The organism is Hungatella sp., assembly GCF_046966825.1.
Genome location: NZ_JBKVCZ010000219.1, coordinates 1 through 6,734, shown reverse-complemented (window position 1 = coordinate 6,734; position 6,734 = coordinate 1). Strand labels below are relative to the sequence as shown.

Below are 6,734 nucleotides of genomic sequence, written 5' to 3'. Positions count from 1 at the left end.
TAAATGAATATTTATCATAAAACACACAAAAGCACATCGCAATTTGTGTTGCGTGAAAAGCAATATATGTAGAGAAAATCCCCTTTTACATATGGTAAAATGAATCCATCAAAAACGTTGCAGGCTTAGAGCGAGTGAGCCTGCGAACCATGATCAAAGGAGGATTTACAATGAAAAAAATGATCGCTGGGTTATTGTGCGGCTGTATGATCGCGGCTTCTTTAACGGGCTGTGGAAAAGCGCCTGCTTCCGATGGCGGTGCGACAGAAAAGGCTGCCGGTGCGGAGGCAGAAAAAGCAGCGGATAAAACCGAAGCTTCTTCCGATTCCGGTTCCAAAGTAATTAATGTCTGGTCGTTTACCGACGAAGTGCCAAAGATGATTGAAAAGTACAAAGAAATGCATCCGGATTTTGATTATGAGATTAAAACAACAATTATTGCGACTACCGATGGCGCGTATCAGCCGGCGCTGGATCAGGCGCTGGCAGCCGGCGGCAGTGATGCGCCGGATATCTACTGTGCGGAAGCCGCATTTGTTCTGAAATATACACAGGGTGATGCCAGCCGTTATGCCGCGCCATACGAAGATCTGGGAATTGACGCGGATGGTAAGATCAAATCCTCTGAGATCGCACAGTATGCGGTCGATATCGGAACGAATCCTGACGGTAAAGTGGTGGCGCTGGGCTACCAGGCAACCGGTGGAGCGTTTATCTATCGCCGTTCCATCGCTAAGGACACCTGGGGAACCGATGATCCGAAGGAAATTGGTGCAAAGCTTGGCGCAGGCACCAATGACTGGACACAATTTTTTAACGCGGCAGAAGAGTTGAAGGGCAAGGGCTACGGCATTGTATCCGGCGACGGAGATATCTGGCACGCAGTGGAAAACAGCTCGGACAAAGGCTGGATTGTGGACGGAAAATTAAACATCGATCCAAAGAGAGAGGCATTTCTGGATTTATCCAAGAAGTTAAAGGACAACGGCTATCACAATGACACGCAGGACTGGCAGGATGCATGGTTTGCTGATATGAAGGGAGAAGGCGCAAAACCGATTCTCGGCTTCTTCGGACCGGCCTGGCTGATCAACTATACCATGGCGCCAAACTGCGGCGGAACTGCTGTTGGTGAAGGAACATTTGGTGACTGGGCTGTCTGTGATTCCCCGATCGGCTTCTTCTGGGGCGGCACCTGGGTACTGGCTAATAAAGATACTAAAGTAAAAGAGGCGGTTGCGGATATCATTGACTGGATCACTCTGGACGACGCAGAAGACAGTCTCCAGTATATGTGGGCAAACGGAACCATGAATGACGCAGGTACGAAGGATGCGGTTGCTTCCGGTACCGTTATGAGCAAATCGGACGGCTCCGTAGATTTCTTAGGCGGTCAGAATATGTTTGAGGTCTTCGTTCCGGCCAACAAGTACGCCAATGGTACAAACTTAACCCAGTATGATGAGACCATCAACAACTTCTGGCGCGGTCAGGTGCGTGAATATACTGCCGGTAATAAGAGCAGAGAACAGGCGATCGCGGACTTTAAACAGCAGGTAGCCGATAACCTGGATATCATTGTGGAGTAAGTACCAGAGACAGAACATCAGCAAGGGGAGGACGGCAGTTTCTGTCCTCCCCCATTTTACAGGGAGGTATAACAATGAAACGCAAACGATTGAGATATGCGAAATGGGGTTACATATTCTGTGCTCCGTTTGTACTTGGATTTCTGATCTTTTCCCTGTATCCCATTATCTTTACCGGGGTGATCGGGTTTACGGATTTTAAGGGAATGGGCGCCGTGGATTTTAATTTTCTGGAGGACCCGTTTCAGAACTTTAAAACAGTGCTTTCCAATCCGTCATTTAAGAAGGCGTTCGGCAACACCATCCATATATGGCTGTTCAATTTTGTTCCCCAGATTGGTCTGGCGCTCCTGCTGACTGCGTGGTTTACCGATAAGCGGTATCACATCAGGGGGGAAGGGCTGTTTAAGGTGCTGTTCTACATGCCGAATATCATTACGGCAGCAACCATCGCAATCCTGTTTAATGCCCTTCTGGGATATCCGATGGGACCGGTCAACGATATCTTTATGCGCCTGGGAATTTCAAAGGAACCCATCAACTTTCTGGTTGACAAGTCGGTGGCCCGCGGAACGGTGGAATTTATCCAGTTCTGGATGTGGTATGGCTACACGATGATTATTCTGATTTCCGGCGTCATGGGAATCAATCCGGAGCTTTTTGAATCCGCAGAGGTGGATGGAGCAAACCGGATTCAGACATTTTTCTATATTACCATTCCAAATTTAAAGACCATTCTGCTGTTCACGCTGGTTACCAGCTTAATCGGCGGTCTGCAGATGTTCGATATTCCGAAGCTGTTTTTAATGGGCGGGCCGGACAATGCCACGCTTACCACCAGCGTCTTTATCTATAATCAGGCGTTCAGCGGCAGTTACATGTACAACCGCGCCGCCGCGGCCAGCATGATTATGTTTGTAATCATCTGCGCAGCTTCTGCTGTCCTGTTTTTCCTGATGCGGGATAAGGATGAGGTGCTTCCGAATAAGCAGATGCGCATACAGGAGCGGGAATACAGAAAAGCGTTAAAAGAAGGGAGGAAAAGCTGATGAAATATAAGAAGCGTACTTCGACCGCGTTAAAAATCGTCATTTACGTTGTCTGCATCTGCCTTGCCATACTGAGCATCCTTCCTTTCTGGATCATGATCGTCAACGCCACGCGTTCTACGACACAGATCCAGCAGCATGCCATCTCGATGATCCCCTCCGGCTATATGATGCGTAACCTGTCCATACTGCTGGGCAAGAGCTTCAACCCGATGGTGGGATTTATGAACTCGCTGATCATCTCGGCATTTTCCACGGGCTGCGCGGTGTATTTTTCCACCATGACTGCCTACGGGCTGGTGGTGTATGACTGGCGGCTGCGCAGACCATTTTTCAGCTTTATCATGGCGGTTATGATGATTCCGGCCCAGGTGACGATGATCGGTTTTTACCAGATGGTATACCGGATCCACATGACAAATCAGCTGTCGATGCTGATTCTGCCCGCGATCGCTTCCCCGGCCATGGTGTTTTTTATGAGGCAGTATATGCTGCCGTCGCTGTCTCTGGAAATCGTGCAGGCGGCCCGGATTGACGGGGCGGGAGAGTTCTATATCTTTAATAAGATCGCCATGCCGATCATGAAACCGGCGATTGCCACACAGGCCATATTCAGTTTTGTATCCAGCTGGAACAACTTGTTCACACCGCTGGTGCTCCTCACGAATAAAGACAAATACACAATGCCGATTATGGTAAGCCTTCTCCGGGGCGATATCTACAAGACGGAATACGGTTCCGTCTATCTGGGGCTGGCCCTGACGGTGCTCCCGCTGATCATCGTGTATTTACTGCTGTCAAAATACATCATTGCCGGCGTCGCCCTGGGCGGCGTGAAGGGGTAAGGCAGTGACTGGATGGCCGATCAAAGCGTGGTCTAGAAGACCGGATCATTCCCCGGCATGTCCTCGATGAATTTCGTGCGGTATTCACTGGGGCTGTAATTCGTATACTTTTTAAAGCATCGTGTAAATGACGTCGAGTTGTTAAATCCCGTCTGAAATGCGATGGACGTGATCGAGGCGCCGGTCGTCAGGAGCGTCTGGGCTGCCTGGATCCGTTTGCGGCTTAAATAATCGTAAAAGGTTGAGTTCGTGTGCTGTTTAAACAGCCTGGTGAAGTGATATTTGGAAAATCCCGTGTAATCGGCCATCTTTTCCAGCGTCAGCTGTTCGCCATAGTGATCGTTGATGTAGGCCAGCAGGCTGTTGAATTTCTGGTAATAATCGTAACTCTTCTCGGCGGTATTATCTGTGCCGGCGAATATGGTGTCGTAATGTTCCCGGCCGATCGTGGTCAGAATATCGATTAAATTGGCATAAATCGAGTATTCCCGGAAGGTGACGCCGGGAGAAAAATAGAGATTGCTGATCTCCATAAGCCTGGAATAGATATGTTCGTAGATTCCTGTGTTCGTCCGTTTCGTCAGAAGGCAGGGATCCAGCAGCACCGGCTCCAGGGCGCTGTAATCGTGGAAATTGGTCAAAGGGTCCATGTTGAACATAAAAAAGAAACGTTCGCCCCAGTCCGGCTTTATGATCTCATGAAGAGTGAGCCCGGGAATAAAGAGGATATCGCCCGGCTCTAAATGGTACGTATTGTTGTTGACGATGATGGTGTATACGTTCTCGATCGGAACGAGAATCTCGATGGCACTGTGCTGGTGCAGGGCATACCCCTCATTCTGGACATTGTGCCAGATGCGGATATTGGAATTTAAGTAGTAATCTACTTTTTCCACGTATCCTTCCAACTCCCTGCCGTGGTATTCATCCGGCAGTGTATAGTTTAAACGGCTCATACTGCGTCCTCCTTTCACGGGAAACGGTGAAATCATGATGCAATTATACCGCAGCCATGCGGGCTTGAAAAGAAAAATCTAAGATAAGACTTTTGAATAAAGATAATTTGGAGGAACCTATGGACAGACAGAAAGCAAGGCAGAAAGCAGTGGAACTGGTGGAACAGATGACGGTGGAGGAGATGGCCTCCCAGATGCGCTACGACGCGCCCGCGATACCGAGGCTGCAGATATCGGCCTACAACTGGTGGAACGAGGGTCTGCACGGCGTGGCCAGAGGCGGTACCGCTACCGTGTTTCCACAGGCCATCGGGCTGGCGGCCATGTTTGACGAGGAGACGATTCGCCGTGTGGCGGATGTCGTATCGACGGAAGGCAGGGCAAAATACAATGAATTTCAGAAGGAAGGCGACACGGACATCTATAAGGGACTGACCTACTGGACTCCGAATGTGAACATCTTTCGTGATCCCAGATGGGGCAGAGGCCATGAGACCTATGGAGAGGACCCGTATCTGACTTCCCGCCTTGGCGTTGCTTTCGTAAAGGGCCTTCAGGGAGAGGGCGAACACTTAAAGACAGCCGCCTGTGCAAAGCATTTTGCGGTGCATTCCGGGCCGGAGGCGGTTCGCCATGAATTTAACGCCACCACAACGAAACGGGATTTATGGGAAACGTATCTGCCTGCATTTGAGGCCTGTGTGCAGGAAGGCGGTGTGGAATCCGTCATGGGGGCATACAACTGCTATGAGGGAGAGCCGTGCTGTGCCAGCACACTGCTGATTGAGGAGATTCTCCGTGGGAAATGGGGCTTTGAGGGCCATTTCGTATCGGACTGCTGGGCCATCCGTGACTTCCACCAGAGCCACATGGTGACGGACAATGCAGAGGAATCCGCTGCTCTGGCCGTCTCAAAGGGTTGTGATTTGAACTGTGGAAATACGTATTTATACGTATTGAAAGCGTATGAGAAAGGGATGATTACGGAGGCGGAGATTAAACAGGCCGTTGTGAGGCTGTTTACGACCCGGTACCTGCTGGGCATGGGAGAGACGACAGAATACGATGCGATTCCGTACGAGACAGTGGAATGTGAAGAGCACCGAAGGCTGGCTGTGGAAGCGGCTGAGAAGAGCATGGTCTTACTGAAGAACGACGGAATACTGCCTCTGAATCCGGATACTGTAAAAAAGATCGCGGTGATCGGTCCCAACGCGGACAGCCGGATCGCGCTGATTGGAAATTACCATGGAACCTCGTCCCACTACACGACGATCCTGGAAGGGATTCAGAATGAAGCGGCTGAGGGAACCACGGTGCTGTACGCCCAGGGCTGCCATCTCTTTGAAGACCGGGTGGAACATTTAGGACTTCCGGGAGACCGGCTGTCAGAGGCGAGAATCGCTGCGAGGCACAGCGATGTGGTGATTCTCTGCGTCGGGCTGGACGAAACGCTGGAGGGCGAGGAGGGTGATACCGGCAACAGCTATTCCTCCGGGGACAAAGAGGGACTGGAGCTTCCGGCCTCTCAGCGCAGGCTGATGGAAGAACTTCTGGCCCAGGACAAACCGGTGATCGTCTGCAATATGACGGGAAGTGCCATCGACTTATCGCTGGCCCAGGAAAAGGCCAAAGCGGTGATTCAGGCCTGGTATCCGGGAGCGGAAGGCGGCACGGCGTTTGCACGGCTGATCTTCGGCAAGAGCGCTCCGGGGGGAAAGCTTCCTGTGACTTTTTATAAGGACTTATCCGCGTTGCCGGCGTTTGAGGATTATTCCATGGAGGGCAGAACGTACCGTTACATCCGGGAAGAGCCGCTGTATCCGTTTGGTTTTGGATTAACCTACGGGAAGACGGAGCTGTCTGACGGAGCGGTGGACGGAAGGAAAGCGTATGTCACAGCGCGAAACACCGGAGACCGGCGCGCGCGTGAGGTGATAGAGGTCTATGTCAATCCCGTGGATTCACCGGACCGGGCAGAGCACTGGAGTCTGTGCGGCTTTCAGCGGGTAGATCTGGAACCGGGAGAAGAAAAGCGGGTGGAACTGGATCTGGGAGCCCATACGTATGAGTGCGTAAACGCCGAAGGCGAATATGTGGAAAATGCGTCAGTCTATGAATTCAGTATCGGAACGAGCCAGCCGGATGCCAGGAGCAGACAGTTAGGAGCGGCGGAGCCGGTTACTGTGATCTGCCGAATCGGGGAGTAAGACGGGGGATTTGTGGGTAAAGATACGCGGACTTTTGCGCGGGGGATTGGGGAAAAGGGAGAGCGGGCGGCAGGGAGGGAAAGGT

The 6,734-nt window shown here is 51.2% G+C and carries 5 protein-coding genes; 4 read left to right on the top strand and 1 reads right to left on the bottom strand.

Translation table 11 applies throughout. From position 1 onward, the window contains the following. The first annotated feature begins 170 nt into the window (after positions 1-170). From ACLTD4_RS32455 to ACLTD4_RS32445, 3 genes are all read left to right on the top strand, one after another. Entirely contained in the window at positions 171-1,589 is a 1,419-nt protein-coding gene (locus tag ACLTD4_RS32455; RefSeq protein WP_117624263.1) for an ABC transporter substrate-binding protein, read from the top strand. 74 nt (positions 1,590-1,663) lie between these two features. After that, positions 1,664-2,638 (top strand): carbohydrate ABC transporter permease, encoded by a 975-nt coding sequence (locus ACLTD4_RS32450; protein WP_412331901.1) that lies wholly within the window; start codon positions 1,664-1,666, stop codon positions 2,636-2,638. Beyond that, entirely contained in the window at positions 2,638-3,483 is an 846-nt protein-coding gene (locus ACLTD4_RS32445; protein ID WP_002600550.1) for a carbohydrate ABC transporter permease, read from the top strand. Before ACLTD4_RS32450 ends, ACLTD4_RS32445 begins: the two co-directional genes overlap by 1 nt. Positions 3,484-3,515: 32 nt before the next feature. Here ACLTD4_RS32445 and ACLTD4_RS32440 read toward each other — a convergent pair whose 3' ends face one another. Next, positions 3,516-4,439 carry an AraC family transcriptional regulator gene (locus ACLTD4_RS32440; RefSeq protein ID WP_117624261.1) on the bottom strand — a complete coding sequence of 308 codons (924 nt, stop codon included), beginning with the start codon at positions 4,437-4,439 and terminating at the stop codon, positions 3,516-3,518. A gap of 119 nt (positions 4,440-4,558) precedes the next feature. Between ACLTD4_RS32440 and ACLTD4_RS32435 the strand changes: the two genes are divergently transcribed. Then, positions 4,559-6,649, top strand: a complete 2,091-nt coding sequence (locus tag ACLTD4_RS32435; RefSeq protein WP_117624260.1) for a glycoside hydrolase family 3 protein — start codon at positions 4,559-4,561, stop codon at positions 6,647-6,649. Positions 6,650-6,734: the final 85 nt, after the last annotated feature.

What these genes read in the sequence shown, in the direction of transcription:
- ACLTD4_RS32440 (WP_117624261.1), bottom strand. Translation starts at nt 4,439, where the DNA reads ATGAGCCGTTTAAACTATACACTGCCGGATGAATACCACGGCAGGGAG.
- ACLTD4_RS32450 (WP_412331901.1), top strand. Translation starts at nt 1,664, where the DNA reads ATGAAACGCAAACGATTGAGATATGCGAAATGGGGTTACATATTCTGT.
- ACLTD4_RS32455 (WP_117624263.1), top strand. Translation starts at nt 171, where the DNA reads ATGAAAAAAATGATCGCTGGGTTATTGTGCGGCTGTATGATCGCGGCT.
- ACLTD4_RS32445 (WP_002600550.1), top strand. Translation starts at nt 2,638, where the DNA reads ATGAAATATAAGAAGCGTACTTCGACCGCGTTAAAAATCGTCATTTAC.
- ACLTD4_RS32435 (WP_117624260.1), top strand. Translation starts at nt 4,559, where the DNA reads ATGGACAGACAGAAAGCAAGGCAGAAAGCAGTGGAACTGGTGGAACAG.